Raw genomic sequence first — 684 nt, 5'->3', positions numbered from 1 at the left:
GAGTAAAGATTTTCTGCGTTTATGGTATCGTCCACAAGCCCCGTCGCATGAGCCACCGTCCCCAGAAGTGAAAGCAGGATAAGGGAGAGTGCCACCACGAACAGAGCCATTTTGAGAAAGTGAAGTATCTTCCTTTTTGTGAACGCACCTTTTATCCTTTCTTTCATCACTCCACCTCATTTCTCTGTACGGGCGGTCTGGTATCAAAGGCGTGTAGCAGTTCTTCAAAGACTGGGTGTATCTGTACCACACCGACACGCCCGTATAAGTCCTGCAATAAGCATTGTCCGTTCTCCAAATCACGAAGCCGTTTCTGGTTGTTTTCATCGTCCTTGTCGATACCGAAAAATTCTAAGGTCTGTTTTATCTCGTTGATGTCAGTAGAACGGAAAGCGAATTTTAAGCCGATATTGTTTTTCAGACTTTCCTTTGCCACGTCCCCAGACGATTGTGTAACGAAATAAACGCCTGCCTGCATAGCTCGTCCAGCACGAACCAGCTTGTTAGAGAGCGTTTCTCCTTGTGCCACATTTAAGAACGCCCACGCTTCGTCCAAATCGACAATCTTAAAAATACTTCTGTCCGAATGGATAAAATCAAGGGCAAAGGTACTAATCACAATCAGCATAGACACCGACAATAATTCAATGGTCGTGTATTCCTCAAAGGTCGTGTCCTTATCTG

Annotated in this window: 1 protein-coding gene; it reads right to left on the bottom strand. The window is 45.2% G+C overall.

Annotated features, from left to right (window positions below; translation table 11 throughout):
- Positions 1-166: 166 nt before the first annotated feature.
- On the bottom strand, positions 167-684 hold a 518-nt coding region (locus tag DXB52_RS15980; protein ID WP_181989244.1), incomplete at its 5' end, for an ATP-binding protein.

This window comes from Ruminococcus sp. OM04-4AA (assembly GCF_003462585.1).
Classification (GTDB): Bacteria; Bacillota; Clostridia; order Lachnospirales; family Lachnospiraceae; genus Mediterraneibacter; species Mediterraneibacter faecis.
This window is presented reverse-complemented; position numbering and strand designations above follow the sequence as displayed.